The sequence below is a fragment of the Kitasatospora sp. NPDC023120 genome (assembly GCF_055560835.1).
In genome coordinates this window covers 12826-39423 of the sequence record NZ_JBVHHY010000015.1, presented here as the reverse complement: position 1 = coordinate 39423, position 26598 = coordinate 12826, and the positions used below count along the sequence as shown (strand labels likewise).

The window sequence follows — 26598 nt, the reverse complement described above, 5'->3', positions numbered from 1 at the left end:
CTGACGCGGGCCCCCGGGATCAGCGGCTCCCGCCCTTCGCCGGTTCGTGGCTGGTGCTGCGGACGAGGGTGCGGGCGTGCGGGGAGTCCATCGGGTGGGCGAAGAGGTAGCCCTGGCCGAGCGGGCAGCCCATGGCGGCGAGGAGGTCGCGCTGCTCGGGGTACTCGATGCCCTCGGCGATGACCTGGACGCCGAGGGTGTCGGCGATCCGGGCGATGCCCTCGACCAGCGCGTACTGCTGCGGGGAGTGCCCGAGGCCGTCGATGAAGGACTTGTCGATCTTGAGGAGCGAGATCGGGAACTCCCGCAGGTAGGAGAGCGAGGAGTAGCCGGTGCCGAAGTCGTCGATGGCGATGCCGACGCCGAGGGCGGAGAGGGTGGCCATGTCGGCGTTGATGCGGTCGTCGCGGCGCATCAGGACGGATTCGGTGAGTTCCAGGACGAGGGTGCGCGGGTCGATGCCGGAGTTGGCGATCGCGTGGCGGACGACGTCGACGAAGCCCGCGTCGCGGAACTGGCGGGCCGAGACGTTGACGTTGACCCGCAGCGGGGGCCGTCCGGCGCCGGCGCGGACGGTGGAGCTGGCGGCGTGCCAGGCGGCGGCCTCCTGGGTGGCGCGTTCCAGGACCCAGGCACCGAGCGGGACGATCTGGCCGCTCTCCTCGGCGAGGGCGATGAACTCGTCGGGCAGGACCATGCCGCGCCGGTCGTGCGGCCAGCGGACCAGCGCCTCGAAGGCGACCAGGTCGCCATTGCGCAGGTCGACGATCGGTTGGTAGTACAGCTGGAACGCCGATTCCGCTATCGCGGAGTCGAGGTGCTCGTTCAGCTCGTGCCGTTCCACCAGGCCCGCCTGTAGCGCCGGCCGGTAGTGGCACCACTGGCGGCGGCCGGACGCCTTCGCGGAGTAGAGCGCGAGGTCGGCGTGGGTGAGCAGCTCGGCGGCGTCGATGCTGTCCTCGGTGGTCGCCACGCCGATGCTGGCACTCACCCGGACCGCGCCCGCCTTGAGCTTGAACGGCTCGTTGAAAACCTCGAGCACGCCGGCCGCGATGTTGTCCACGTCCGTGGGCGTCGTCGCGTCCTCCACCAGCACCGCGAACTCGTCGCCGCCGAGCCGGGCGGCGGTGTCGGAGACGCGCAGCGCGGTGGAGATCCGCAGTGAGACGGCGACCAGCAGCTCGTCGCCGACCGCGTGCCCCTGGGTGTCGTTGACCACCTTGAAGTCGTCCAGGTCGATGAACAGCACCCCGGTGAGGGACCCGCTGCGCTCGCCGCGCGACAGCGCGTGCCCGACGCGGTCCTGGAACAGCACCCGGTTGGCGAGGCCGGTGAGTGAGTCGTGGAAGGCCCGGTGGGTCAGCTCGCGCTCCATCTGCCGCTGCTCGGTGACGTCGCGCAGGGTGAGCACCACGGCACGGACGGTCGGGTCGGCGCGCAGGTCGTTGAAGCGCACCTCGGCCTCGATCGGGGTGCGGTCCGGGCGCAGTAACCGCCAGTGCTCGCGCGGCTGCTCGCGGGCCTGCTCGCCGTGGGTCGGGACGGTCTTGCCGCGCATCCGGGCCAGTGCCCGGCCGACCTCCCGGCTGTCCTCGGGCGGGACGAGGTCGGTGAGCAGGGTGCCCTCCAGCGCCGGGTTGCCGAGCACGGACTCGGCGGACGGGGAGGCGTAGCGCACGCCGTCGTCGGCATCGAGGATCAGGATGACGTCGCTGGCGTTCTGGACGAGCGTGCGGAAGTACAGCTCGCTGTTGCGGCGGTTGACCTCCTGGCTCAGCACGACCCGCTCGACGGCGAGGGCTGCCTGCCCGGCGAGGATCTCCAGCGAGCTCCACAGGCTGGCCAGCTCCTGCTCGGTGCCCGTGACGATGAGGGCGCCGATCAGCGGGTCGCCGGAGGGGCGTTCGGCGAGGGTGAGCGGGCAGATCAGGGCGTACGGCATGCCGTCGAGGTTCCCGGCCAGCTCGCCGGTGGGCAGGTCGACGGACTCGACGGGCAGCAGTCGGCTCTCCCGGTACGCGGCGAGGGCGAACACCTGGTCGGAGTCCGAGGCGCTGCCCAACCGGTGCTTCGCCGAGCCGTGCTCGGCGTGCCGGACGTGCAGCACGCCCGCCTCGGCGACGGCGAGCAGGGCGACGTGCCCGGGCTCGGCGGGCATCAGGGTGGAGGCGGCGGATTGGACGGCGTCCGCGACCTCCTCCACGGTGACGGCCGCGGTCAGCCGGGCGCCCGCCTCGCGCAGCGCCCGTTCGCGGGCGATGGCCTGTCTGCGGGCGGAGACGACCACGGCGAGACGGGCGAGCACGAGCAGGTAGAGGAGCGCGGAGAAGGCGCCGATCACGCCCGCGTTGTTGGTGTTCCCGGCCAGGGACTCGATGATCAGGATCGCCGGGGCGATCAGCGAGGCGAGGGTGAGCAGGACGAGCCGGGCGGTGCTGAGGTCCGGCTGCTGGGTGGGGACGGGCTTGGTCAGCTCGACCATCGACGGGTGCAGCGCGGCCGCACCCCAGGCGGTGTAGAAGGCGGCCCAGCCGAGTTCGACCGGTGTGCCGATGTGCCAGGTGCCGTGCAGCTGGATCAGCCCGTACAGCACGTCGGAGACGAGCAGGCCGACGGTGCCGATGGTGAGCAGCTGCAGGGAGCGGGACTTGCCGCCGCGCGGGGTCAGCAGCCGCAGCAGCAGGGCGAGGACGACGACGTCGCCGAGCGGGTACGCGATCGAGACGACCCGCTGGAACCAGGTGAGGTCGGGGCTGCGGGTGTACGGGAGGATCAGGTAGATCCAGGAGAGCAGGGCCAGGCCGATGGTGAGGATCAGCGCGTCGAGCAGCCCGGCGCGGTCCTGACGCGCCGTGCGCCAGCGGATGAAGCCGAGCACGCCGGCCGCGTACAGCACGAATTCGGCGAGGTAGAAGAAGTCCGCGATGGAGGGGAAGGGGTTGTTCAGGTGCAGGATGTCCAGTTGGACGGCCTGCACCACCTCGCCGATGGTGAAACTCAGGTTGGCGAGCGCCAGCAGGTACCAGAAGCGCGCGTGCGCCGGGCGGTTGAGGCGGACGCCGATCACCATGGCGGCGACGCCGCCGAGGCCGATACCCGTCCACCAGATGATGCGCTGGCTGGGGTTGGCGTAGTAGATGCCGGTGAACAGCACCATCCAGATCAGGTAACAGGCCATCAGGCGTTGTCGCCGGCGTGTCAACGAGGCTACCTCCTCCGCGACATCACCCCGTCGGTCGGGCGGGGGAGTTCGGGCGAGGGCGGGGCCCGGGTGCCGATGCGGAGACTGATGCGTTCCGCGACCTCGGGCGGTGGGACGGGGGCGCTTCTTCGCGCGCGCTCGCGGCGTCCGGGCGGTGGGCGACCGGACGTTACCAATGTGTCGTGAGTGCGTATAGTCGGAAATGTCGCACTCCCAAGCATTCTGCCGCCACAGCACGAGGTCAAGCCGGTGGACGACGCAGCAGACAGCGCACGGGGCGTACGCGAGGATGCGAGATCCCGTGGTCACGCCGTGGTTCGCAATGACAACGGTCAGTATGCGGTCTGGCCGGAGGACTTGACGGTTCCGGGCGGGTGGCACCAGGTGTACGGGCCGGCGGGGCGGGCCGACTGCAGGGCTTGGGTGGAACGGGAGTGGCGCCCGCCGGGGTTGGGGTTTCCCGGTTCGGCTGGCTCCGTTCCTGGTTCGACGGGCTCCGTTCCCGGTTCGGCGCGTTCGGCAGGCGTCGGGCGGGCCGCGGCCGGGTTCGCCGACACGGTGCACGGGTTGTTCCGCACGCGGGCGGCGCACGACCCGGAGGCCGTCGCCGTCGTCGCCGACGACGCCACGCTGAGTTACCGCGAACTCGACCTGCGCAGCGACCGGTTGGCCGCCGAGCTGCGGGCGCACGGCACCGGCCCGGAGCAGGTGGTGCCGGTCTGCCTGGAGCGCGGGGCCGGACTGGTCACGGCCTGGCTGGGGGTGCTCAAGGCGGGCGGGGCGTTCCTGCCGCTCGACCCGGCGCACCCGGAGCGGCGGCTGATGCGGCTGGTGGAGGACTGCGGGGCACGGGTGGTGGTCACCGAAGGTCACGGATTTCGCGGGGTTTCCATGCCCGGCGGGGCTTCCACGCCGAGTGGGGTCGCCGTACCCGGCGGGGTTTCCGTGCTCCGCGGGGTCTCCGTGCTCGGCGTAGACGGCGGCGAGGTGGCGGGCGACCCCTCTGTCGGCGGTGCCGCGGGCGACCCGTCCGACCGCGTCGCCGGGCCCGGAGAGTTCCGGCTGACCGACGGCGCCGCCCCCGACGACCTCGCCTACCTGATCTACACCTCCGGCACCACCGGTCGCCCCAAGGGCGTCCCGGTCACCCACCGTGCGCTGGTGTTCACCCTCGACCGGATCGTCCACGCCTACCGGCTCGCGCCCGGCGACCGCGTGCTGCAGTTGGCCGCGCTGGGCTCCGACACCGCCCTGGAGCAGGTGCTCGGCGCGCTGCTCGCGGGCGCGACGGTCGTCCTGGGCGGCGGGAGCGCGGGCGGCACCTGGGCGCCCACCGAACTGGTGCGCCGGCTGCCCGGGCTCGGCCTGACCGTCGCCGACTTCACCCCCGACTACTGGCACCACGTGCTCGACCTGCTCCCCCATGGCGGGCGTGGACCGGAGGGGCTTCGGCTGGTGGTGGTCGGCGGGGACGTCGTGGACGCCGGCGACTGCCGCAACTGCCTGGAACGGCTGCCGGGCACGCGGCTGCTCAACGCGTACGGGGTCACCGAGGCGGCCGTCACCTCCACGCTCTGCGAGGTCACCGCGGACCACCTCGGCGGTGGCGGCGCGGCGGCACCGGTGCCGATCGGACGGCCGCTGCCGGGGGTGCGGGTGCATGTGCTGGACGCCCGGCTGCGCCCGGTCCGGCCCGGCGAGCGGGGGCAGATCCACCTCGGCGGGCCCGGCCTCGCCCGGGGCTACTGGCGCCAGGCCGGGCTCACCGCCGAGTCCTTCCTGCCCGACCCGTACGCTCCGCTTCCCGGCGAGCGGATGTACCGCACCGGCGACGCCGGGCGCTGGCGCGCGGACGGGCAGCTGGAGATCCTCGGGCGCCTCGACGACCAGGTGAAGGTGCGCGGCCACCGGGTGGACCCGGCGGAGATCGAGGCGGTGCTGGCCGCCCACCCGGACGTCCGGCAGGCGCGGGTCGCGGCCGACGGGTCGGCGGCGGACGGCAGCCGGGTGCTCACCGCGTACTACACGCTCGCGGCCGAGGCGGTCGGTGTGGTCGGCGGCGCCGAGGGGATCCGGGCGTTCCTGGCCGAGCGCCTGCCGGAGTACCTGGTGCCCGCCGAGTTCGTGCCGCTGGAGGCGATGCCGCTCACGGCGGCCGGGAAGATCGACCGGCGCCGGCTGCCGCACGCCCCGGTGCGGACGGCGCCGCAGGTGGTGGTCGCGGGTGGTGCCGAGGGGCATCCGGTCGAAGGGGCCGGGGGCGCGGCGGACGGGGCCGCGGGGGATCTGGTCGAGGACGCGGTCGGGCAGCTGTGGGCGGAGCTGCTCGGGGCCGAGACCGTCGGCCCGGACGACGACTTCTTCGCGCTCGGAGGCACCTCGCTGCTGGCGATGGAGATGCTGGCACGGGCCCGGATCATGTTCGGCATCGACGTCGGCCGGGTGCGGACGCTGACCCGCGCACTGCTGCGCGAGCCCGCACTGCGGGCCTTCGCCGGGGCGCTGCAGGAGGCCCGCACAGGCGCAGGCGCCCGTGCCGAATCCGTCTCCGGCTCCGTCTCCGGCTCCGGCTCCGAAATCGGCTCGGACTCGGGCTCGGGCTCGGGGGCGGGCTCCGAAACCGGCTCGGACTCGGGCTCGGGGGCGGGCTCCGAAACCGGCTCGGCGTCCGACTCCGGCTCCGGGGTGGGGTCGGGCTCGGGCGGCAGGCGTCCCTCCGCCGAGGCGTCCGTCGACTGGTTCGCGGAGGCGCGGCTCACCGACCCGATCGGCCAGTCCTGGAGCCCCGCGCCCTCCCGGGCGGAACCGGCCGAGATCCTGCTCACGGGCGCGACCGGATTCTGCGGCGCGCACCTGCTGAACGCGCTGCTCGCCACCACCCGGGCCCGGATCCACTGCCTGGTCCGGGCACCCGACGAGGAGCACGCGCTGGAACGGCTGCGGGCCACCCAGCAGCGCTTCCTGCGGCACGACCTCGCCGACCGCCGGGTGGTGCCGCTGGTCGGCGACCTCACCCAGCCCGGAATCGGCCTGACGGATCGTCAGTTCGCCTGGATGGCAGGCAACCTGGACGCGGTCTACCACCTCGGCGGGCAGGTCAACTTCCTCTACCCGTACCACCAGCTGCGCGACTCCAACGTCGGCGGCACCCGGGAGATCGTCCGGCTCGCCGGACACAGCCGGGGCGTACCCGTCCACTACCTCTCCACCCTCGCCGTGCTGGCCGGCTTCGGGGCGGTGGGCATCGACAAGGTCACCGAACGGACCCCGCTCGCCCACCCCGAACGGATCGGCGTCGGCTACGTCGAGAGCAAGTGGGTGGCCGAGCAGCTGCTGCACAACGCCGCCTCGGCCGGACTGCCGGTCACGGTGCTGCGCACCAACGACGTCACGGGGGACCTGGCGAGCGGTGTGATGAACACCGGTACCGAGCTGTGCGCGCTGATCAAGTACCTGGCGGACAGCGGCACCTGCCCGGACGTCCACCTGCTCCTCGACTTCGTCCCGGCCGACCGCTTCACCCGCGCCATCGCCCACATCGCCGCCCACGCGCCCGCCGACGGCGAGGTCTACCACCTCACCTCGCCGCAGCCGGGCGACCTCACCGACCTGGCCGACCGGCTGCGGGCGCGCGGCCACCGGATCGCCCGCCTGCCGTACGGGGAGTGGGTGCAGGGCCTGCTCCGGTTCGCGGCAGGGAAGCCGACGCACCCGATCGCGCCGTTCGTCCCGCTGTTCGTGGACCGCGCGCCGGGGTCGGAGCTGTCCATCAGCGAGATGTACTTCCGCCCGACCTTCCCGCTGTTCGACCGGACGAACACGGACGCGGCGCTCACCGGGAGCGGCATCGAACTTCCGCCGGTGAACGCGGAGTTGATCGACCACTACCTGACCGAGCTGGAGCGGGAGGGGTTCCTGGGGGCGGCGCGATGAGCGGTGACGGCCCGGATGGGTGGTGACGGCCCGATGGACGGTGGTGGCCCGACGGGCGGTGGTGGCCCAATGGGTGGTGGTGGCCCGATGGGTGGTGACGGCCGATGAGCGGTGGCGGCGGCGAGGCGGCCGACGTCTTCGACGCGCTCGACGTCCGACTCGCCCCCCGTGACGGCCCGGTGGCGTTCGGCGGCGTCCTCGGCCCGCGGGAGCTGCTGGCGGCGTACCGGCACGGGCTGTTCCCGCTGCCCGCCGCGGACTTCTACGCGAGCGCGTACAACGAGGCGGTGTACGGGGACGCCGTCGACGCGGGGGAGGTGGCGCTGCTGCCGGGCGGTGAGGACCCGTACGCGCTGGCGTGGTGGTCGCCCGACCCCCGGCCGGTGGTCGCGGCCGACGGCGTACGGCTGGGGCGCCGGCTGGCCCGGCGGCTGCGCAACCGCTCGGTGCATCGGGCGGGGGATCGGTCCGCCGATCGACCCGGGGATCGGTCGGCGTGGTGGACGAGTGCGGACCGGGCCTTCGGGGAAGTGCTGGCGGGGTGTACGGAGGGGCGTCAACCGGTCTGGCTCACCGCCGAGTTGGCGGACGCGCTGAGGGAGCTGCACGCACTCGGAGCCGCCCACAGCGGGGAGGTGTGGGAGGGGGAGGAACTGGTCGGCGGGGTGTTCGGGATCGGGGTCGGGTCGGTGCTGAGCCTCGACTCGATGTTCCACCGCCGCCCGGACGCCGCCCGGGTCGCCGTCGCCGACCTCGGCGCGCGGTTCGGCGCGGCGGGCGGGCGGCTGCTCGACGCGCAGTGGGACGGTCCGCACGTGCGCAGCCTGGGGGCCGGGCCGATGGCACGCTCCCGGTACCTGGCGGAGCTGTCCGCGGGCGGCGCCCCGACGGGCCCGCTGCCCGGCGAGCCACTTCCGGCGGCACGGCTCGGATGACCTGTTGTTAAACCTTCATTCAGTCTCCGTTCGGCTACCATTCGGACTCTCTTCGACAAACTTATTCCTCGTCAGTAACATGACGTGGCGTGTTCAAGAGTTCGATAGGCAGGGCCGCGGGCCCCGCCGTCCTCACCCTCATCCTCGCCGGGGCCGCCGCGTGCGGGCCGACCAGCCCCGGCCCCTCCCAGACCGGCGCCGCCCCCGCGGCCGCCACCGTCGCCGACGCGACCGCGACCGCCGCCGGGGGCAGCCCGGCCGCGGCCGCACCCGCCGCAGGCACCCCGCGCGCCAAGGCGGCCTCGCCCGCCGCCGGCCGTCCGACCGCGGGCGCGGTGCCCGTCACCGCCGCACCCGCCGGGGACAAGCAGGCCGCGATCGGCAGCCCCGGCAAGGACGGCGCGGCGGTCACGGCGGCGACGAAGAACCTGCAGCTGACCGCCTACGACCCGGCGGGCGGCACGGCCGTCCTGACGGCGGCCGGCGGTCCGGCTCCGACGGGCCCGGCGTCGGGCCCGGCCTCGGCTTCGGCTTCGGCTTCGCCGAGCGCCGCTCCGTCGGCTGCCGCGTCGGCTGCCGCCGCCACTGCCGCCGTCCAGCCCGGTCAGCTGATCGCCAGTCCGCCCACCGCCGCCGCCCCGCAGGGCGCGCTGGTCGCCGTCACCGCCGTCCACCCCGGCGCCGGCAACACCCTCAACCTGGCGACCCGCCCGGCCACCCTCGCCGAGCTCCTCGGCGGCACCGAGGCCGACGGCAGCGTGCCCGTCGACCCGCACGGCATCACGGTCACCCCGCTGGTCAAGGACCTCAAGGCGAGCGTCGGCGCGGACCTCAACGGTGTGAAGGCCGACGCCTCCGGCACCCTGGAGGTCAACCTCAAGGCCCCCGTGCCGCTGCCCGAGGGCGCCAGCCTGGACGCCTCCGGCTCCCTGCAGCTCCACCCGGCCATCCACTTCGCGTACCACGGCGCCGCCGCCGGCAGCCCGCGCACCGCGTCGATCGGCTTCGACCTGGGCGCCCACGCCCAGTGGAAGGTCACCGGCGACGTCGTCCGCAACACCGGCGCGGCGCCGATCCGGGTCCCCTTCGCCAAGCTGCAGGCCAGCCCCGTGCTGACCGTCGCCGGACTGCCCGTCGTCGTCAACCTCGGCCTGACCTGCTACCTGGAGGTCAGCGCCGACGGCCAGGTCCACCTGGAGGCTGAGCAGGACGCCACCGGCACCTGGGCCGTGCGCGCCGACTACACCGGCGGCAAGGGCTGGACCCCGGTCACCAGCGCCGACACCAAGGTCACCCCGGTCCACGTGCGGCTCAACGGCAAGGCCGGCGTGCGGGCCGCGCTCGGCGCCGAGATCAGCGTCGGCCTGTACGACACCGTCGGCGTGGAGACCACCGTCGCCCCCTACCTGAAGGCCCAGGCCGAAGGTTCCCTGATCGCCGACTCCTCCGGCAACCCGCCGCAGGTGCAGGGCAGTTGGTCGCTGCTCGGCGGCGTCGACCTCAACGGGTCGCTGACCGCGCACCTGAAGGTCTTCGGCACCCCGATCATCGAGGGCAAGCTCCCGCTGCCGCCCTTCCACAAGGAGTGGCCGCTGATCGGCGGCTCGGCGGCACTGCCGTCGCCTAAGCCCAGCAAGAGCTGACGGACAGTCATCGCAAGGGTCTCCCGGTCGAGCTGTCTCGACCGGGAGACCCTTGTCGTCGGCAGGCTCGGCCCTGGTGTCTCGGATGCGCCACGGGGCTCTCGTGCGGAGGACGCGGGCACAAGGAGGACCGCGGCCAGGCGGAGCGTGTGCTCACCGCCGGCTGGATATCATCACATGATGATCACCTCTAGCGCCCGCACCACGGTTTTCGACATCGACGGCACGCTCTGCTTCGACGGGCGGGTCATCGACGGCAGGATCATCGATGCCCTCACGGCCTGCGAACGCGCGGGCCACCAGCTGGTGTTCGCCTCCGCCCGGCCGGTCCGGGACCTCCTGCCCGTCCTCGACGGGGCCTTCCCGGGCGCCACGCTGATCGGCGGGAACGGCAGCCTCGTCTCCGTCGACGGGCAGGTCCGGGCGCGGGCGGCCTTCGGGAACGCTGAACTCGACGGGCTGCTGGCGGAGGTCGAGCGCTACCGGGCGGGCTACCTCGCCGACGGCCCCTGGGACTACGCCTACACCGGTCCGGCCGATCACCCGATCCGCAGCCGAGTGGACCAGGGGAAGCTGGCCCGTGGGGTCGAACTCGCGGACCTTCCGGCCGTGGTGAAGTTCCTCGTCGTCCACGCGACCGACATGCCGGCCCTCGCCGAGGCCGGCCGCGCGCTCGGGATGACCGTCAACCACCACCTGGACGAGGCGATCATCGACTTCGCCCCGGGCACCACCAACAAGTGGGAGGCCCTCACCTCACTGGGGATCGAGGACTACAACGCATTCGGCAACGACATCAACGACTTCGACCTGCTGCGCAACGCACGGCACTCCGTGCGCGTCGGCACCCACGCGGGCCTGGACGGCGTCGCCCGCGTCACCGTCGCCCCCGACCCGGCCGCCGTCGCCGCCGAGATCTCCCGCCTGGCGGCAGCCACGCCCGCAGCCTGAGGGCGGGCGACCGTGCCGCCGGCCCCACCCCCAGCGGTGTCGTTCATGACGCGCCGGTGCGTATGAGTTCGGCTCATGTCAGGGCCTCATGAGTTCGGCTCATGAAAAGTCTCATGAGTCCGGCTCATGTCGGGCCCCATGAGTCCGGCTCATGACGGGCGCAGGTGGTGGCTCACGTCGCCGACCAGGGTGATCCGGACGCGGCGCTCCGTGAAGCGCCACTGCCCGGACGGCACCGGGCGGCCCCCACGTGTTCACGCCCCGGAGGCACTCACTCGAAGTGGCGGGCGGCGGTGAGGCCTTCGAGGAAGGACCGGAAGTCCGGGGCGAGGGCCAGCTCCGTGCCGAGGTCCGCCTCGAACCAGGTGACGGAGGGTTCCCCGTGTCGGCCGCAGGCCCGGTAGTCGAGCCCGATCCAGCACATGCCGTCACCCGAGACCAGGACCACCTCGGCCGGGAGACCCCATTCCCCGACCAGGTACGGGCTGTCGAGCAGGGAGACCGTTCCCTCGCGACGGCCGATGCCCATCACGGTGTCGAACGGGACGTGGTCGCCGCTCCAGAAGCCGGACTGACTGATGGGAAAGGCGTTCCGGTCCTCCGCGACCTCGCCGCCGTTCCGGTGGCGCAGCAGGTCGAGCAGGGAGCCGGGGAGCGTGACGCCCAGCAGCTGCTGGGCCTCCGCGACCGCCTCGTCGCTCAGGGCCGACTGTGTCGATTGCGCGCTTGCGGTGTCCCACAGGGAGTGTCGGAGATCCTCGAAACGGGCCATGACCGGCATCGTACGAGAGGGCCACCCGGAGCAGGGCAGGGCATGATGACCTCCGTGAAGAACAGCCTGGTGCAGTCCCATCCCGTCCGGATCCCCGGCTTCGACGGCGGGCCCTTCGAGTACCTGCCCGAGCTCCTGGACGACCACGTGTTCTGGCTGGGGCATCTGCACAGCTACTGCTCCGAGAGCGGGGAAGCCGAGGAACTGGTCGACGAGGCGGACTCGTACGCGGCCGGAGACTTCCAGGCCCGGCTGCTCCGGCGCGACTCCTGGCCCGTCTTCACGGTGCCGCTCGCCGGTGGCCACCGCCTGTACGTGGTGTACCGCGCCTTCGAGGAGGACGAGGGCATCGACTACCTGCTGCACCACCCCGACTGGGAGGCGGCGGAACGGCTCGCGCAGGACGACGGGCATTTCACGGGTCCCGGGCTGTCCTGGGCCGAGTTGACCGCCGCAGCGGACAACGGCCTGCCCGGCGGCAGCACCACCGATCCCCAGGCCCGGCTGCTGCTCCTGCTGCCCGCGTTCGGCGACGACGCCCTGCCGGAGGACGCCGTCGAGCGCCTGACGGCGGCGCTGCGGACCCGCACTCGCGTGGAGGAGCCCGAGCGGCTTGCCGCGGCGCTGCTGGAGGAGCAGGGTCCGTGTGGTCCCGCGCACTGGACCACGGCTGAGGGCGGCTACCGGATCAACGACGGCGGCTACTCCTTCCGCAACCCCGCGAACAGCTTCGCCTGGCCGCCATCCCGGCTGGCCCGGGTAGCCGAGGTGCTGGCGCCCTGACCACCCTCGGAGGCCGACAGGGGAGTGGGAAGTCGGTGGGGCCGACTTCCCACTCCCACGCTCTGACGAGGGGCTACTGCGCGGACGGGAAGGTGGGTGGTCCGAAGCGGACGGGGTCGTGCCAGGCTTGCGTGCCGACGACCCACGCCACGTTGAGGTAGCCGTCCTTGTCCACGGCGAGGGCGATGAGGAGGTCGGGCGCCTGGTTCGCCATCGCCACGCCGACCCCTGCCGGGAAGGGCGGTTTGGGCGTGACCACGCCTCCGCCTCCGGCTGAACCGGGCGGGATGGCTCGCTGCCCGTCGATGCTGCCGCCGGCGAGGTACCGGCAGACCAGGATCCCGGTACTGCCGGCCACGGGCACACCCTGCTTCACACCACAGCCGATCTTCGTCGTGGCCGAGGCCTGGGACATCCACACCATCTGGGAGTAGTGACCCCAGGCGTGGACGTTGGTCCCGGCAGCCGCGTTGCCGTTGACCGCGGCGTTGTTGTCGGCGTCGAACTGGGGCTTCTCGGCGATCCAGCTGTAGCTCACCCCGGGGTCCAGTGTGATCACGGGACGCAGCGGACCGGTGGAGTTGAGCAGGTTCTCGCCCTCGTTGCCGTTGCTGCCGCGATCGCTGTGGTGGAGTCCGCATCGGCGTGGACGGTGGGCGCCGTGGCTGCGCGACCCTGGGTGGAGGCCGCCGGTGCCGGGCCCTGTACGAGCAGGCCGCAGACAACGGCGGCCGTGGTTGCCAAGCGTCTCGATGTCATCGGATACCCCTGGAATGTGAGTGGAGATCTCCGTTCGCCGACGCCGAGCGCGGGTCCTCGTTCGTCGGGCGATGAGATCACCGTCAGCCATTCGGGGTAAGGCGGCGCGCCCGAGGAGCGCCGCCTTGATCTGTTTGGATGAATAATCCGGCTGCAGTTGCGGGCCAACGGCACGTACTCAGGCGGCTCCGGGTCTGGCGGCTGTCCGGACGCCAGGCATCCGGTCGGATGCACGTTCTAGGATCTGTGGCGTGGCAACGCGACTCGTGCAGATCAATATGAAGGCTCAGGACGACTCCGCGCTGGGCCGGTTCTGGGCGGCGGCCCTCGGCTGGGGCATCGACAGCGAGGGGCCGGGCGTGACCAACCTCGAACCCCTGGGCTTCGCCTACCCCGACCCGGTGGCCGTCTGCATCGACATCGTCGCGTGCCCGGAACCCAAGACGGTGAAGAACCGGGTGCACGTCGATCTGGCCACCAACTCGACAGCCCATCAGACGGAGTTGATCGCGCGCTTGAAGGACCTCGGCGCGACGCCCGCCGATGTGGGCCAGGGCGACGTGCCGTGGACGGTCATGGCCGACCCGGAGGGCAACGAGTTCTGCGTCCTGGACCCCCGCCCGGCCTACCAGAACACCGGGCCGATCGCCGCGGTGGTGGTCGACTGCGCCGACCCGCGAGAGATGGCCCGGTTCTGGGGCGAGGCGATGGACTGGACGGTGCACGAGGTCACCGATGACTACGCGTCCATGCGCTCCGCCAGGGGCGTCGGCCCCTACCTGGAGTTCCTCCGCACCCCCGACGCCAAGAGCGTGTGGAACCGCGTCCACCTCGACGTCGCTCCCTACCGCGGCGACGACCCGGAAGCAGAAGAAGCCCGACTGCGGGCCTTGGGCGCCACCGACCCCGGTATCGACCAGTCCGCGATCTCCTGGACGATTCTGTCCGACCCGGAAGGCAACGAGTTCTGCCTCCTCAGTCCTCGCTGACCTCGAGCAGCGGACCCGGCCGGTGCGAGTGGCCGGGGGGCGCTCAGCGAAGGCCGTAGCGCGCGAGGTAGTGCCACACCTTCTTGACCGCCTGCGGGTCGTGGCGACCGGTGCCGGCGGCAGCTCCGACGATGCGCGGGTCGAGCGTTCCGTCGATCGCGATCTCGGCGCCCAGGTCGACGAACTCCTGGCCCCGGTAGGCGGGGTGCAGGCGGAGCTCCTCGACCGTGAGACGGAATCCGGAGTGCCATTCCACCGGGCACGGCAGGCGACCGGCGGCGTCCTCGACGGCCGTGCCCCGGTAGCAGGGGTCCAGGACAAGCGCCTCGACATCGCGGTCCAGCCGGACCGGTCCGTGCACCTGCGCCTCGATGTAGTCGTCGAGGGCGTCCTGGCGGTCGGCCAGGGCGAGTTCGATGAGCCCCATGCGGTCCGCGGTGCCGAAGTCCGCGGGCTCCAGGAAGCTGTCGGGATAACAGAACGTGGTCCGCGTCAGCGTCTCGGGGGTGAGCCGCAGGTGCGCGGAGCCGAACCGCGGCGCCGCACCGACCGGCTTGCGGCGGAAGTTCAGCGCCCCGTAGACGGGCCGCTCGCCGACCGCCGCGTCGTCGTAGGCGCCGTCGAAGATCCGGCTCTCCCACCGCCACCGGTCGCCGCCGGGGTGGGCGGTGAGGCCGCCGTTGCTCGTCCCTGTGACGAACTGGGACAGGTAGACGCCACCCTCCGCCAGCGCCTCGAGGAGGGGCTTGCCGTGTGCCACCCGGTCCGGATGGAAGTTGAGGGTCACGCGCAGTGCCGGATCGACCGGCGGACCGGACGACAGCCCGGCCACATGCCCGAGGGCCCGTTCCTGTGGTGTCTGGACGGCGGTCTGGATGGCGTCGGAGATCATCCGCGTAGTGTCCCCCGAACCGATCAACCGGTGCACGGGGGTTTCCCCTCCACCAGCCGTCCCCTACGTCAGGTCCTTGCCCATGATCGTGCACATGGTCTCGTACCTGCGGATCGAGCCGTCGGGCGCCTCCTCGTCCCAGGCGTCGGGCCGCCGGTCGAAGGCCGTGTACCCGAGCCGCTCGTACAGTGCACGGGCCCGCGGGTTGTCGTCCTCCACCCCGAGTTCGGCCCGTCGGAGACCGCGCGCCCGGATGCGGTCCTCGGCCGCCCGGATGAGCAGCGAGCCGAGTCCGTGGGACTGGAGGGCCGGGAGCACCGCGAGCTGCCACAGCACGCCCGCGCCGGGGGTGACCTGGTAGTCGACGCCGCCGATCGCCACGGGGAGGTCGGCCCCGGTGCAGACGGCGAGGTAGTCCACCTCGCCGACCTTCGCCCGTACCAACTCCCGGGCGACCTGGCGCAGGTGGGTCGCGGATCCCGACCAGGTGCACGCCGGCAGGTCGGCGGGCGTCAGATCGCGGATGTGAACGGGTAAGACGATCTCGGTCGCGTCGACATGAGAGAAACTCATACCTCCATTCCACCAACCTTGCGGGCACTACCGCGACGGGATTTCCGCGCTGGGTCTTTTGATGGACCGCCCGAGGAGTGGGAAGTCGGGTTCGCCGACTTCCCACTCCTGTCCTTTACGGGGTGGCTGTTGGGGGTGCGAGGGGGAGAAGGGTGCAGAGGGTGGCGTGGCCCTCGCTATGGCGGGGTTCAGACGGCATCGGGGGAGTCGGCCAGGTCGAGTTCGGCCCAGACCGTCTTGGAGTCGGGGTGCCGGGGGAGGGTTCCCCAGCGGTCGCAGAGGGCGTCGATGAGGGTGAGACCGCGCCCGGACTGGGCATTGGGGATGTGGGTGGTGGGGAGGACGGGGAGCCGGTCGCCCCTGGGGTCGCTGATGGCGATGCGAAGGGTGGTGCCCCGGCGCACGGAGGTGGTGAGCGCGAGGTGCAGCTCGAACCCGCGCCCCGGAACGCGTCCGTGCGTGATCGCGTTCGCGGCCAGCTCCGCGACGATCAGGAGGGCGGAGTAGAACGGCTCGGTGTGCGTCGAGTTCAGTTCCCAGGCGGTGAGTTGACGTCTGGCGATCCGCCGGCAGGTCGCGGCGCCCTTGGGTGTGGCGTCGAGGGTGGTGGTGTGGGATCGGGGGTTGGCGAGAGGGATCTCGGTCGTCATGGGTAGAAGCGTGACGGCGCGGACGTACGCTGACCATGCATCCGGCGAGTACGGAGAGTGCTTGTATTGATGCGGACAGCTTTTTGTCTCGTGGCTCAATCACAGGCGGGGTGGTCGCGATGGGTGCGGCGCGTAACAGCGAGCCGGGCGACGACGTGCGACGGAACTGCCGGAGGGCCTGACGGAGGTCTCGGACTTCTTCCGGGCGATCGGCAAGCAGATCAAGCTCCTGCGGGAGCAGGCCGGACTGACGCGGAAGGAGCTGGGGGAGCGCGTCGGCTACGGGGAGCCCTGATCAGTGCGGTGGAACGCGGGGTGCGGACCCCGCAGCCGGAGCTGCTGGTAGCGGTGGACAGGAACCTCAACGCCGGTGGGCTGTTGGCGGTCGCGAAGAACGATGTGGTGAGCGCGCGGGCCAAGGCCCGGATGCGACACCCGGCTTGGTTCCGGGGCTACGTGAGCCTGGAGGACATCGCCATTGAACACCACGACTACACGACTCTCCTGATCCCCGGGCTCCTTCAGACGGAGGCTTATGCGCGAGCGATCTATGAGATGCGACAGCCTGCACTCTCGCACGACGCGATTATGGCGGGCCGTTGGCGTACCGTCAGGAGGCGTGGAACTGGCCTGGTTCAAGAGCAGTCACAGCAGCAACGAAGGCGGCGCGTGCGTTGAGGTTGCCGAGGCGACGACCGCTGTACTCGTCCGTGACTCCAAGGACGCGAGCGGTCCCCGCCTCACCTTTGACCCCGCCGCCTGGCGGGCGTTCGTGTCGTTCGCCGCAACGGCCGAGGTCTGACCGCTTCCTCCCCTACTCTTCCTCCATGCTCTCTGTAGTGGTTGCCCCCTGGGCGGGCGAGGCGGAGCCGGTCTTCCTGCGTGCGCCGGACGAACTGCACGATGCCGCGAGCACGATGAAGATCGCCGTGCTGGCCGCACTGACCCGCAGTGGGGCGAATCTCGACGCCGAGGTGCCGGTGGTGAACCGGTTCGAGTCCGTCGTGGGTGGGGAGTTCGGCAACGACCCGGACTGGGACAGCGATCCGCTGCCCTGGGAACTCCTCGGCACCCACGTCCCCCTCCGCCTCCTCGCCGAGCGGATGATCACGCACTCCTCCAACCTCGCCACCAACCTCTGCCTGGCCCGCACGACCCCGCAGTCCGTCGCCGACGTCTGGCGCGAGGCGGGTGCCACCCGCAGCTCCAGCCCGCGCGGGATCGAGGACTACGCGGCGCGCGCCGAGGGCGTGCACAACCGGGTCAGCGCCCGCGACCTCGTGCGTCTCCTGCGTTCCCTCGCCGACGAGCCGGAGCTGCTGGCCCTCCTGGAGCGCAACGAGTTCCGGGTGGACCTCGCCGCCGGCCTCCCCTCGAACATCCGGATCGCCTTCAAGAACGGCTGGTTTCCCGGCGTCCGGCACAGCGTCGGGCTCGTTCACCCCTACGACTGCCCGCCGTACCTGATCGCCGTGTGCTACACCGGCCCGCTCGCCTCCGGTACGGATCACACCGACCCGGCGGCCCGGCTGGTTGCCCGGATCTCTGCCGCCGTCTGGAGGCGGCGCCACGAGATCGCGGATGCTGCCGCTACCGCGTCGCGCGCAGCTGGAGCCCCTGCAGCGCGGGCTCGTTGAGCAGTTTGATCGCGCCCGTCGCAGACCGTGTGGTGGTACGTGCGGACCGGGTCGCCCGGCGGGCGGAGCGGTCCAAGACCAGCCGTGCCCGACCCGTGCGGCCCGTCTCGCGTCACGACCGGATCTCGGGCAGGCCGTGGCGACGCGTGAGGTAGCGATCGAACGCCTCCTGCCCGTCCGGAATGAAGCGCCACTGCCGCACGGCCTCCTGCAGCTCCGTCTCCGTCAGCCAACCGTGCCAGGCAACCTCTCCCGGGTCAGGTGTCACCTCGCCCGTGATCACGGCCTCGTGCATGCCGAGCCAGTACGGGCTGATCGCCCCCCGGCACAGGAACTTGAACAAGAAGCGCACCGGCACGTGAATGCCCAGTTCCTCGGCCAACTCCCTGGCCGCCGCCTGCTCGTAGGACTCGCCTACGTCTACAGCCCCACCGAACATCACCTCATGGTGGCCGGGGAACCGGGACAGGTGTTCGGGCCGCCGATAGACCAACACCCGCCCCTGCTGATCGCGGCAGACCGTCGTCGCTATGCGGTGCAGCCAGCCTCGACGGATGGCCTCACCGCGGTCCACCACCGCCAGCACCCGATCCTGATCATCTACGCGCTCCACCGGTTCGTTCACGGCACCCACGATCGCACGACCCCGTCAGTGCTGTTGCTCCTGCCGAGACCCACGGTCTGGCCAAACCTCTACAAGTTCCCGAAAGCGGCGGCCCCGCTGTCGCGGACCGAGTCGCCAGCGGACTTGTCGTAGACGGGCGGCGGAACAGGCGCGGCCTCGTACCTCCCGGACGTCGGTCGGTCGACCGGGGAGGCCGTCAGCCTGCCGCGTGGTCCCGAGTGGACACAAGACCGTCTCCATGCGCATGACGATCAATCAACTGTGGTACGGGCAGTAGACGTTCCGCTCATTGATGTCGGAGGAGAAGGCTCGGGGGTGAGCTGAAGTGTCGTCGCGTTTGCGGATGTTCGCGAGACTGGTCACGGGGCTCGCCGTCCTGTCGGCCTACGTCGCGCTGCAGCTGCTGATCAGCGTGGGCCTGGGTCAGGATTCCGGCCGGAACGCGGTCGTGGCGCTCTGGTTCGGGGTGTCCGCCCTGGTACTGCTCGGCCCCGCCCTGTGGCTGCGGCACCGCCGCAGGTCGGGAGCCGCCGAACTCGTGCGGATCGTCAGCGAGTACGTCCCGCCCCGGCGGCCGTGGCAGCGGGTCCTCCGACTGATCAACAGCCTCGGTCTGGTGCTGTTCGGAGTCGGGACCTACGCCATCGAGGTGTCGGAGCGGGACGGCCACAAGATGCCGTTGGAGGCGCAGTTCCTGCTGCTCGTCGGTGGCGTGGCAGCCATGCTGTCGGGCTTCCTGATCCTTCGCCGCACCCGCCCGTACGCGGCGCGGCCGGCGGCCCGGGCACTGCTGCTGAGCGGTCGCCGACCGGTGCTCTACCTGCGCAGTTTCGGCGACGACGAGAGCGCCGCCCAGGTGGACGACGGGGCGGACATCAACCTCCACACCCGGGAGGAACAACTCGCCAGTGCCTTGGGCGCCATCGGCCCCGTGATCGCGGTGGGGCGACCGGGGGAGCGACTGCCGCACCTCGGAGCGGCGCGGTTCTACCTGCCGCAGGACGACTGGAAACCCACCGTGCTGCGGCTGATGGATCTGTCCCAGCTCATCGTCCTGCGCCTGGGGCAGGGGGACGGGCTGTGGTGGGAGGTCGAGCAGGTGCGCACCACCCAGCCGGCCGGGAAGCTGGTCCTGCTGGTTCCGGGCGGCGAGTCCGACGTGGTGGACCGGCTGAACGAGCACCTGCCGAGCCCGGTGCCGCCGGACGGGCTGGGCACCGGCGGGCACTGGATCTCCGCCGTCGTCGTCTTCGACGGCTCCTGGACTCCCCGGGTGTTCCCGGTGGGGCTCCCGCGCAAGGGGCTGCGGGGCTGGGTGTTGCGCGTCCTGTCGGCGGAGACCTCCACGTCCCACGTGGCGTTCGCCCTGAAGAACGCGTTCGCGTCCGTCGGGCGTCGGCAGCGGATGATGATCTGGCGGTCCCGGAACGCGACGCACACGGCCATGTTCGCGGGCGCCGGGCTGGCGCTCGCGCTGGCCCTGATGGGCTGGCTCGGCTACCGGGCACTGCAGTTGACCGGACTCTGGTGAACACGAACCGCCCGACACGAACCGCTGAACACGAACCGCCGACACGAACCGCTGGACACGAACCGCTGAACACGAACCGCCGACACGAACCGCTGGACACGAACCGCTGGACACGAACCGCTGGACACGAACCGCTGGACATGAACCGCTCGACATGAACTCTGGGGGAGACATGGACCATTCACAGCACGGCACCTCCGTCGGCGCGGGCGGGCAGGCAGGAGTGCCGCAGTACCGGGCCCTCTCCGGCCTGGGCGTCGCCGCCTCGCTCCTGATAGCGCTGGTGCTGGTGTACGACGTGCTGCACACGGTGTCCGACTGGTGGGCCTACCTCGTGGTCGAGGACACCCTCGCGGGGAAGGCGACGCTGTCGGACATCCAGTCGGTCGCCGACTTCGCGGGCTACTTCGACGGGTTTCAGGTCCTGACGTTCATGATTCCGGCCGGTGTGGTGTTCCTGGTGTGGCTGTGGCGGGCGCGGCTCAACGCCGAGTCGCTGGGCGGTCCGGACAGCCAGCGCCGGGCCCGGGGCTGGGTGGTCGTCTCCTGGATCACCCCGGTGGCGAACCTCTGGATCCCGTACCAGGTCGTGGCGGACATCAGGCTGGCCAGCGCGCCCCGGCGGCGGCCGCTCGGCCCGGTGCTCGGCATCTGGTGGGGGGCAATGCTCATCGGAGGCTACGTGGGGCGGGGGTACACCTACGAGGTCATGAAGGAGGCGCTCTCGGAGGACGACCTGCGTCAGGCCGTGTACCTGGGGAGCGTCGCCGCGGCACTGAACGTGCTGGCTGGTGTGCTGATCATCATCGTCATCCGTCAGATCGGCGTCTGGCAGACCCAGCGGAGCGCCGAAGCGCTCCGCTGAGCCCGCCGACCGCCGACCGCCGTAGCCGTCAGTACGGCTGGACGAGGACGTGCGCCGCGCCCGGGATGCCGACCTTGAGCAGCTCGTCCTCCTCCGGGGTGGTCGGCGTGCCGGTCTCCTGCTTGAGGACCGCGCGGGACAGCGCCTGGACCCACATGGCGCGCGGGCGGCGTCTGGCCTCCCAGGCGGCGAGGGCGGTCGGGACGTCGCCCGCCGCGTCCAGGCTCCGGGCGAGGACGAGCGCGTCCTCGACGGCCATCGCGGCGCCCTGGGCGAGGTGCGGGGTGGAGGCGTGGGCGGCGTCGCCCGCGAGGACGATCCGGCCGACGTGCCAGGGCTGCTCGACGGTGACCTGGGAGATCCGCGAGTAGACCACGGCGGCCGGGTCGGTGACCTGCGCGAGTGCGGCGGCGATCGGGTCGCCGAAGCCTGCCAGGCGTTCGCGGAGCTGCTCGTGGGCGCGCTCGGGGTCCGGGCGGAAGTCCTCGGCTTCGGCGAACACCGCGCCCAGGTACATGAGTTCCTCGCTGATCGGGGTGAGCAGCGCCTTCGCCTCGAGGTTGCCGGAGGACATCACCACGCCCTGCACCTCGGGCGAACGCGGCATCGTCACCCGCCAGTTGGCGAAGCCGGTGTACTCGGGGGCGTACGTCTCGCCGTACAGGTGCCGGCGCAGCGGCGAGCCGATGCCGTCGAAGCCGACGACCAGGTCGTAGCGGGCGGCGTGCCCGTCGGTGAGGGTGACGTCGACGCCCGCGCCGTCGTCCGCGACCGAGGCGATGGTGGTGCCGAACCGCACCGTCGCACCGGCCTTGGCGGCGGCGTCGGCGAGGACCCGGGCGAGGGCGGGGCGCGGTATGCCGTTGTTGGCGGGGGCGTCGCCCATCCGGGGCTGCGGGATCCTGGCGAGGGTGGCGCCGGCCGGGTCGCAGATGGTCAGCACCTCCCACTCGTAGCCGACGGCCAGGCATTCGTCCAGGACGCCGATCTCGCGCATCACGTGCAGGGCGTTGGAGGGCTGGATGATGCCGACGCCGAGCGCCTCCGGCTGCTCGCGAAGCTCGGCGACGTCGACGTGGTGGCCCTGCCGGGCGAGCGCGGTGGCGAGGGTGAGGCCGCCGACGCCGCCGCCGTGGACGAGGACGCGCAGGGGTGGTGTGGTGATGGTGGTGCTTCCAGAGAAGTGCGGTTCAGCCGGGGACGGGATCGGCGGGGGACGGGTTTGTCGGGCGACGGGATCGGCTCGGGAGAGGGGGCCGCCAGCCGACGGGCGAGGGGGTTCAGCCGACGGGGGAGACGGCGGCGAGTTCCATCAGGTGGTCGACCAGGGCGAGCAGCAGGTCCCGCCCGAAGGCGCGCTCGCGCACGTCGCCGAGCAGCATCGGGACCTGGGGGTCGAGGTCCAGCGCGGCCCGGATCTCCTCGGGGGTGCGGGTGTTGGTGTTGTGGAAGCAGTTGATCGCGACCACGAACGGGATGTCCCGGCTCTCGAAGAAGTCGATGGAGGCGAAGCTGGTCTCCAGCCGGCGGGTGTCGGCGATGACGATCCCGCCGAGGGCGCCGTTGACCAGGTCGTTCCACATGAACCAGAAGCGCTCCTGCCCGGGCGTGCCGAACAGGTAGAGAACCAGGTCGGGGCTGACGGTGATCCGGCCGAAGTCCAGGGCGACGGTGGTGGTGCCCTTCTGGTCGACGCCGGACAGGTCGTCCACGCCGATGCTGGCGCGGGTCAGGTACTCCTCGGTGCGCAGCGGGGTGACCTCGCTGACCGAGCCGACCAGGGTGGTCTTGCCGACGCCGAAGCCGCCGGCGATCAGGATCTTGACGGCGGCCGGGGCGGTGGTGGGGTCGCCGATGGCGGTGCCGGTGGCGGAGTGGGGGGTTGCCATGTTCAGAGTCTCCGGAGTCCTTCGCGTACGGCCGTGAGCAGGGCGAGGTCGGCGCCCCCGGCGGCCCGGGCCACCGAGAGCGGCGCCTGGGCCTTCAGCAGGCCCTGGGCGACCAGGTCGCCCAGCAGGATCTTGGTGACCGAGACCGGGAGGTCCAGGCCGGCCGACACCTCGGCGACGGCTGCCGGGCGACGGCAGCGTTCGAGGATCGCTCGGTGCTCGGGCTGGAGGCCCCGGGCACCGGCGCGGCTGCCCCGCGCCAGGGCCGCGGCGGCCTCCTCCTCGACCGTGGTGAGCACGGTGATGAGGGTGAGGTCGTCCCGCTCGGGGGCGGTCCGGCCGCGGGTGATCGTGTACGGGCGGACCATGCTGCCCGCCTCGTCCTCCGCGCCCTCGTCCTCCAGCTCGCTCCAGTGCGGCGCCACGCGGCGGGGACGACTCTCGTCATGGGTGCCGTCCCGGCCGTCCCCCCAGCCGTCGTTCCCGTACGGGCCCACCTGGCGTCAGCCCCGGTTCCGGGCAGCGAAGGCGTCGAACGGGGCGGGGGCGGCGGGTGCGGGTGCGCCGTCGCTGCGGGCGGGGGTGGCGAGCTTCTGTCCGACCTGCTGCACCAGGGTGTGCATCGCGACGGACATCACCTCGGCGTCCACCTCCTGGGAGGCGATCACGGCCAGGTGGGTGCCCTGTGCGGCGGCGATGATGAACAGCCAGCACTCGGCGAGCTCGACGATCACCTGGTGCACGTCCCCGCCGTCGAAGAGCTGACCGACCCCGCGGGCCAGGCTCTGCTGGCCGGTGGCGACGGCGGCCAAGCGCTCGGCGTCGGCGCGCTCGATGCTCCGGGAGTGGCTGACCACGAGGCCGTCGTCGGAGAGCAGAACGGCGTTCCTGGTGCCGGGCACCGAGTCGACGAGTCCGTCCAGCAACCAGTCCAGGTCCTGGTGGGTGGCGATCGTGCGGTTCATCACTGCTCATCCGTTCGTGTGGTTCGGGGGTCAGCGGCAGGCAGGGCCCAAGGGGAGGGGACCGTCGGCGTGGAGGGATCCGGCGGGGTGGGGACCGCGGGCAGCCGGTGCTCGCCGCTGTCCTGGGCCCGGGCGGCCCGGGACTGGCGCTGGAAGGCGCCGATCGCCGCGCCGGAGCGCCGCACCGGGCTCTCGGAGCGCTGGTCGGAGCGCTGGAACGGGCCTGCGGCCGGCGCGGGGCTCTCGGAGGGGCTTTCGGTGCGGCGCTCGACCCACTGAGGGCGGGCCGGTGGGGGCACCCGCAGCTCGGCGGCCAGGCTGCGCTGCCGCACGCGCTGCGGCAGCGGCGGCTGCCCGCCCTCCGCCGGGCTGTACGGCACCGACGTGGGGTACTCGCGGTTGCCGCGCCGCTCGGCGAGCCGGTAGTGGTCGGCCGGGCGGTACTGCTCGTCGGCGTACGGGGCCTCGGCCTCGGTGACCCTCGCGTAGGCGATGTCCGGGTAGACCGGTGTGGTCGGGGAGACCGGGGCATCCTGCGCGGGCGCCGGATCGTCGGGGGAGCTGTGCTCGATCGGCTGCTCGGGCGGTAGGGGCTGCGGGAGGGGCTGCTGCTGGAAGGGCTCCGGGTGGTGGGGCGCCGGTTGGAGAGGCTCCGGCTGGTAGGGCTGCTGGACGGGCGCAGGCAGGTACGGCGGCTTGTGCACCGGTGCCGGCGGGAAGGACTCCACCGGTGCGACCGCCGGACCGGGCGGTGCCGCGGCGGGCACCTCGTCGGAGGCGGAGCGCACCGCCCGGCGCGAGCGCCGTACCAGCGGGATCGGTTCGGCGGTGGTGCCGGCGGAGGTGCCGGTGACGCCGTCCGGGAGCCCGGTGTCGCCCTCGATGACCAGCTCGTCGGGGACGAGCACGACCACCCGGGTGCCGCCGAAGGCCGACGGGCGGAACTCGATCTTCAGTCCGTGCAGCGAGGCGAGGCGGGCCACCACGTGGAAGCCGAGGCGGATGTCGTCGGCGCGGGCCAGCACGTCGGTGCGCGGCGGACGGCGCATCAGCTCGTTGGCCGCGTCGTACTGGTCCGGATCCATGCCGAGGCCGCGGTCCTCGATCTCGATCGCGAGCCCGCGGCCGACCATGGCGGCGCGGACGTCGACCGGCGTGGGCGGCTTGGAGAAGGTGGTGGCGTTCTCCATCAGCTCGGCGAGCACGTGCGCGACCGGGCCGACGGCCCGCTCGGAGAGCCACGGGTGGCCCTCGACATCGAGCATGATCCGGCGGTAGTCCTGCACCTCGCCCTGCGCGGCGCGCAGCACGTCCAGGAGCGGGACGGGCTTGCGCCAGCGCCGCTGCGGCTGTCCGCCGGCCATGATCACGAGGTTCTCCTCGTAGCGGCGCAGCCGGGCGGTGAGGTGGTCGAGGTCGAACAGGCCCTCCAGGACCTCCGGGTCCTCGTGCTTGCGCTCCAGCTCGTCCAGCTTGCGCAGCTGGCGGCCGATCAGCAGCTGGGTGCGGCGGGCGATGCGCTGCAGCAGCCGCTCGAAGCCGCGGTGCTGCTCGGCCTGCGCGACGGCGGCCTCCAGCGCGGCGGAGCGGGCCAGGTTGAGCGCCTGCCCGAGGCGGGCCAGCTCGTCGGTGCCGGTGCCGGTGCCGGTGCTGTTGCCGGTGTGGGTGCCGTTGGCGGTGGGAGCGCCGGTGCCGTCGCCGTGCGGACCGGCGGTGATGGCGCGGGTCTCGGCCTCGACGTCCACCCGCTCGCCGCGGCCGAGGCGCTCGACCACCTCGGGCAGGGTGCGCTGCATCTCCTCGGCCTGGGCGTGCAGTTCCTTGATGCGGCGGCGCAGCGAGCGGCTGAGACGCCAGGAGGCGATGAACACCGCGACCACCGTGACCACGCCGACGATGGTGGTCAGCACGACCCGGATCAGCAGGCCCGTGACGTTGGTCTTGCCGACCTCGAGGATGCCGCTGTTGCGGGTCTCGATCACCTTGACCAGTTGCGGGTTGAGCTGGTCGAGGGCCTGGCGCCACTGGTCCTGGGCGGCCGGCAGCCTGACGTTGCCGCTGGATTCGGCGGCGGTGGGCCTGGTCAGCTGCTGCTCGACGGCGGTCTTCGCCTGCCAGGCGGGACTGTTCATCAGGTCGCGCCAGGCGGGCGCCTCCCCGTCCGGGAGGTACGGGAGGACCTGGACGGTGAGCAGGTGGTCCTGGGCGCCGATGGTCTGCTGGACGGCCTGGTAGTCGGCGGTGCCGAGCCGGCCGGCGGGCCAGCCGCGGGCCAGGATCGCGTCCTCGCGGGCGAGCATCTCCTTCACCCAGAACGCGTTGACCAGGGTCTTGGAGATCCAGGCGACCTCACCGGCGTCCACGTGGCTGAGCGCGGTGAACAGCCGCAGGTCCACCGTGATGAGGTCGGTGTAGTAGGCGTAGACGGTCTGCTGGTCGACGGCGCCGCGGTCGACGGCGGCGCGCTGCTCGGCCAGCTTCCCCATGGCCTGGCGGGCCTCGGCGACGGCGCTGCGCACCTCCTCGGGCGCGCTGTCGGCGGTCTCGCCGGACAGGGCCTGGAACTGGCGCACCGCGTCGTCGGTCGACTGCCGCTGGCGGCGCAGCTGCTCCGTGGCGGTGCCGGGCCGGGCGAGCGCCTCGGCGCTGAGCCGGCGCTCCTCCTGGAGGTTGTAGTAGACGATGTTCGACGGCTGGCCGGCCTTCTGGGCCAGGAGGCCCTGGGCAGCCTGCTGCCGGTAGTCGAGGACGATCCCGCCGCTGGTGGCCACCCAGAGGAGGACGAGGGCGAGGCTGGGGACGATGGCCAGGACGAGAAGCGCCGCCCGCAGGGACAGGCGTGGACGCCTGCGGGGGCCCTTCGGCGTCGGTGGCCGCCGATTCGCACGCGCGCGCAGAGCAGTCTCCTTGGGGCTGGCGGCCGACCGGTGAGGGACGGGCCGTCCGGGCACGGGATTTTGACGAAGCGATACTAGTCATACCGTGTTATTGGAGTGAAAGCCCG

The 26598-nt window shown here is 72.2% G+C and carries 23 protein-coding genes and 1 pseudogene; 12 read left to right on the top strand and 12 right to left on the bottom strand.

Features of this window, described 5'->3' with window-relative positions; all coding sequences use genetic code 11:
* Positions 1 to 19: 19 nt before the first annotated feature.
* Positions 20 to 3202 carry a putative bifunctional diguanylate cyclase/phosphodiesterase gene (locus tag ACZ3TI_RS22515; RefSeq protein WP_465728834.1) on the bottom strand — a complete coding sequence of 1061 codons (3183 nt, stop codon included), beginning with the start codon at positions 3200 to 3202 and terminating at the stop codon, positions 20 to 22.
* A 186-nt stretch (positions 3203 to 3388) separates the two neighbouring features.
* On the opposite strand from ACZ3TI_RS22515, the pseudogene ACZ3TI_RS22510 reads away from it, so the two are divergent.
* The 5 genes and pseudogenes from ACZ3TI_RS22510 to ACZ3TI_RS22490 all read left to right on the top strand — a co-directional run.
* Positions 3389 to 3619, top strand: a pseudogene (locus ACZ3TI_RS22510) (MbtH family NRPS accessory protein); the annotation flags it as partial.
* 150 nt (positions 3620 to 3769) lie between these two features.
* A complete protein-coding gene (locus ACZ3TI_RS22505) occupies positions 3770 to 7135 on the top strand; it encodes a non-ribosomal peptide synthetase (protein WP_465729134.1) in 3366 nt (1121 codons plus the stop codon).
* 104 nt (positions 7136 to 7239) lie between these two features.
* Positions 7240 to 8070, top strand: a complete 831-nt coding sequence (locus ACZ3TI_RS22500; protein WP_465728832.1) for a leucyl/phenylalanyl-tRNA--protein transferase — start codon at positions 7240 to 7242, stop codon at positions 8068 to 8070.
* Between the two features lie 89 nt (positions 8071 to 8159).
* Positions 8160 to 9713: a hypothetical protein gene (locus tag ACZ3TI_RS22495; protein ID WP_465728830.1), complete on the top strand. Its 1554-nt coding sequence runs from the start codon at positions 8160 to 8162 to the stop codon at positions 9711 to 9713.
* 177 nt (positions 9714 to 9890) lie between these two features.
* Positions 9891 to 10664, top strand: coding sequence for an HAD hydrolase family protein (locus ACZ3TI_RS22490; protein WP_465728828.1), 774 nt, complete (start codon positions 9891 to 9893; stop codon positions 10662 to 10664).
* Positions 10665 to 10935: 271 nt separating this feature from the next.
* Here the strand turns inward: ACZ3TI_RS22490 and ACZ3TI_RS22485 are convergent, their stop codons facing one another.
* Positions 10936 to 11436 (bottom strand): SMI1/KNR4 family protein, encoded by a 501-nt coding sequence (locus tag ACZ3TI_RS22485; protein WP_465728826.1) that lies wholly within the window; start codon positions 11434 to 11436, stop codon positions 10936 to 10938.
* A 54-nt stretch (positions 11437 to 11490) separates the two neighbouring features.
* Here ACZ3TI_RS22485 and ACZ3TI_RS22480 point away from each other — a divergent pair, with 54 nt between their 5' ends.
* Positions 11491 to 12219 carry a hypothetical protein gene (locus tag ACZ3TI_RS22480; RefSeq protein ID WP_465728824.1) on the top strand — a complete coding sequence of 243 codons (729 nt, stop codon included), beginning with the start codon at positions 11491 to 11493 and terminating at the stop codon, positions 12217 to 12219.
* A gap of 73 nt (positions 12220 to 12292) precedes the next feature.
* Here ACZ3TI_RS22480 and ACZ3TI_RS22475 read toward each other — a convergent pair whose 3' ends face one another.
* On the bottom strand, positions 12293 to 12778 hold the full coding sequence (locus ACZ3TI_RS22475; protein ID WP_465728822.1) for a CAP domain-containing protein: 486 nt from the start codon (positions 12776 to 12778) through the stop codon (positions 12293 to 12295).
* A gap of 451 nt (positions 12779 to 13229) precedes the next feature.
* On the opposite strand from ACZ3TI_RS22475, the gene ACZ3TI_RS22470 reads away from it, so the two are divergent.
* Complete coding sequence (locus ACZ3TI_RS22470) at positions 13230 to 13967, top strand: VOC family protein (protein ID WP_465728820.1); 738 nt, start codon at positions 13230 to 13232, stop codon at positions 13965 to 13967.
* A gap of 43 nt (positions 13968 to 14010) precedes the next feature.
* Here ACZ3TI_RS22470 and ACZ3TI_RS22465 read toward each other — a convergent pair whose 3' ends face one another.
* The 3 genes from ACZ3TI_RS22465 to ACZ3TI_RS22455 form a co-directional block, all read right to left on the bottom strand.
* Positions 14011 to 14859, bottom strand: coding sequence for a DUF3626 domain-containing protein (locus tag ACZ3TI_RS22465; protein WP_465728818.1), 849 nt, complete (start codon positions 14857 to 14859; stop codon positions 14011 to 14013).
* Between the two features lie 63 nt (positions 14860 to 14922).
* Complete coding sequence (locus ACZ3TI_RS22460) at positions 14923 to 15432, bottom strand: GNAT family N-acetyltransferase (protein WP_465728816.1); 510 nt, start codon at positions 15430 to 15432, stop codon at positions 14923 to 14925.
* A 188-nt stretch (positions 15433 to 15620) separates the two neighbouring features.
* The gene (locus tag ACZ3TI_RS22455) at positions 15621 to 16082 is read right to left on the bottom strand and encodes an ATP-binding protein (protein WP_465728814.1); all 462 of its coding nucleotides are present in this window, start codon (positions 16080 to 16082) and stop codon (positions 15621 to 15623) included.
* Positions 16083 to 16151: 69 nt separating this feature from the next.
* Here ACZ3TI_RS22455 and ACZ3TI_RS22450 point away from each other — a divergent pair, with 69 nt between their 5' ends.
* Genes ACZ3TI_RS22450 through ACZ3TI_RS22440 form a run of 3 tightly spaced genes read left to right on the top strand, consistent with a single transcriptional unit; the run spans position 16152 to position 17719 of the window.
* On the top strand, positions 16152 to 16760 hold the full coding sequence (locus tag ACZ3TI_RS22450; protein ID WP_465728812.1) for a Scr1 family TA system antitoxin-like transcriptional regulator: 609 nt from the start codon (positions 16152 to 16154) through the stop codon (positions 16758 to 16760).
* Complete coding sequence (locus tag ACZ3TI_RS22445; protein WP_465728810.1) at positions 16702 to 16884, top strand: DUF397 domain-containing protein; 183 nt, start codon at positions 16702 to 16704, stop codon at positions 16882 to 16884. Before ACZ3TI_RS22450 ends, ACZ3TI_RS22445 begins: the two co-directional genes overlap by 59 nt.
* A 25-nt stretch (positions 16885 to 16909) precedes the next feature.
* Positions 16910 to 17719 carry a serine hydrolase gene (locus ACZ3TI_RS22440; RefSeq protein ID WP_465728808.1) on the top strand — a complete coding sequence of 270 codons (810 nt, stop codon included), beginning with the start codon at positions 16910 to 16912 and terminating at the stop codon, positions 17717 to 17719.
* A 112-nt stretch (positions 17720 to 17831) separates the two neighbouring features.
* Here the strand turns inward: ACZ3TI_RS22440 and ACZ3TI_RS22435 are convergent, their stop codons facing one another.
* Positions 17832 to 18344, bottom strand: a complete 513-nt coding sequence (locus ACZ3TI_RS22435; protein WP_465728806.1) for an NUDIX hydrolase — start codon at positions 18342 to 18344, stop codon at positions 17832 to 17834.
* Positions 18345 to 18687: 343 nt separating this feature from the next.
* On the opposite strand from ACZ3TI_RS22435, the gene ACZ3TI_RS22430 reads away from it, so the two are divergent.
* Both ACZ3TI_RS22430 and ACZ3TI_RS22425 read left to right on the top strand, forming a co-directional pair.
* The gene (locus tag ACZ3TI_RS22430) at positions 18688 to 19875 is read left to right on the top strand and encodes a transferase (protein WP_465728804.1); all 1188 of its coding nucleotides are present in this window, start codon (positions 18688 to 18690) and stop codon (positions 19873 to 19875) included.
* Positions 19876 to 20047: 172 nt separating this feature from the next.
* Positions 20048 to 20740 (top strand): DUF4328 domain-containing protein, encoded by a 693-nt coding sequence (locus ACZ3TI_RS22425; RefSeq protein WP_465728802.1) that lies wholly within the window; start codon positions 20048 to 20050, stop codon positions 20738 to 20740.
* A gap of 28 nt (positions 20741 to 20768) precedes the next feature.
* Here ACZ3TI_RS22425 and ACZ3TI_RS22420 read toward each other — a convergent pair whose 3' ends face one another.
* The 5 genes from ACZ3TI_RS22420 to ACZ3TI_RS22400 all read right to left on the bottom strand — a co-directional run bounded on the left by ACZ3TI_RS22420 (position 20769) and on the right by ACZ3TI_RS22400 (position 26365).
* Positions 20769 to 21905: an FAD-dependent monooxygenase gene (locus ACZ3TI_RS22420; RefSeq protein WP_465729132.1), complete on the bottom strand. Its 1137-nt coding sequence runs from the start codon at positions 21903 to 21905 to the stop codon at positions 20769 to 20771.
* Positions 21906 to 22020: 115 nt separating this feature from the next.
* On the bottom strand, positions 22021 to 22629 hold the full coding sequence (locus tag ACZ3TI_RS22415) for a GTP-binding protein (RefSeq protein ID WP_465728800.1): 609 nt from the start codon (positions 22627 to 22629) through the stop codon (positions 22021 to 22023).
* Positions 22630 to 22631: 2 nt separating this feature from the next.
* The gene (locus ACZ3TI_RS22410) at positions 22632 to 23126 is read right to left on the bottom strand and encodes a DUF742 domain-containing protein (RefSeq protein ID WP_465728798.1); all 495 of its coding nucleotides are present in this window, start codon (positions 23124 to 23126) and stop codon (positions 22632 to 22634) included.
* A 6-nt stretch (positions 23127 to 23132) separates the two neighbouring features.
* Positions 23133 to 23594 carry a roadblock/LC7 domain-containing protein gene (locus tag ACZ3TI_RS22405; protein WP_465728796.1) on the bottom strand — a complete coding sequence of 154 codons (462 nt, stop codon included), beginning with the start codon at positions 23592 to 23594 and terminating at the stop codon, positions 23133 to 23135.
* Positions 23594 to 26365, bottom strand: coding sequence for a sensor histidine kinase (locus ACZ3TI_RS22400; protein WP_465728794.1), 2772 nt, complete (start codon positions 26363 to 26365; stop codon positions 23594 to 23596). The genes ACZ3TI_RS22405 and ACZ3TI_RS22400 overlap by 1 nt, the downstream gene beginning before the upstream one ends.
* Between the last annotated feature and the right edge of the window lie 233 nt (positions 26366 to 26598).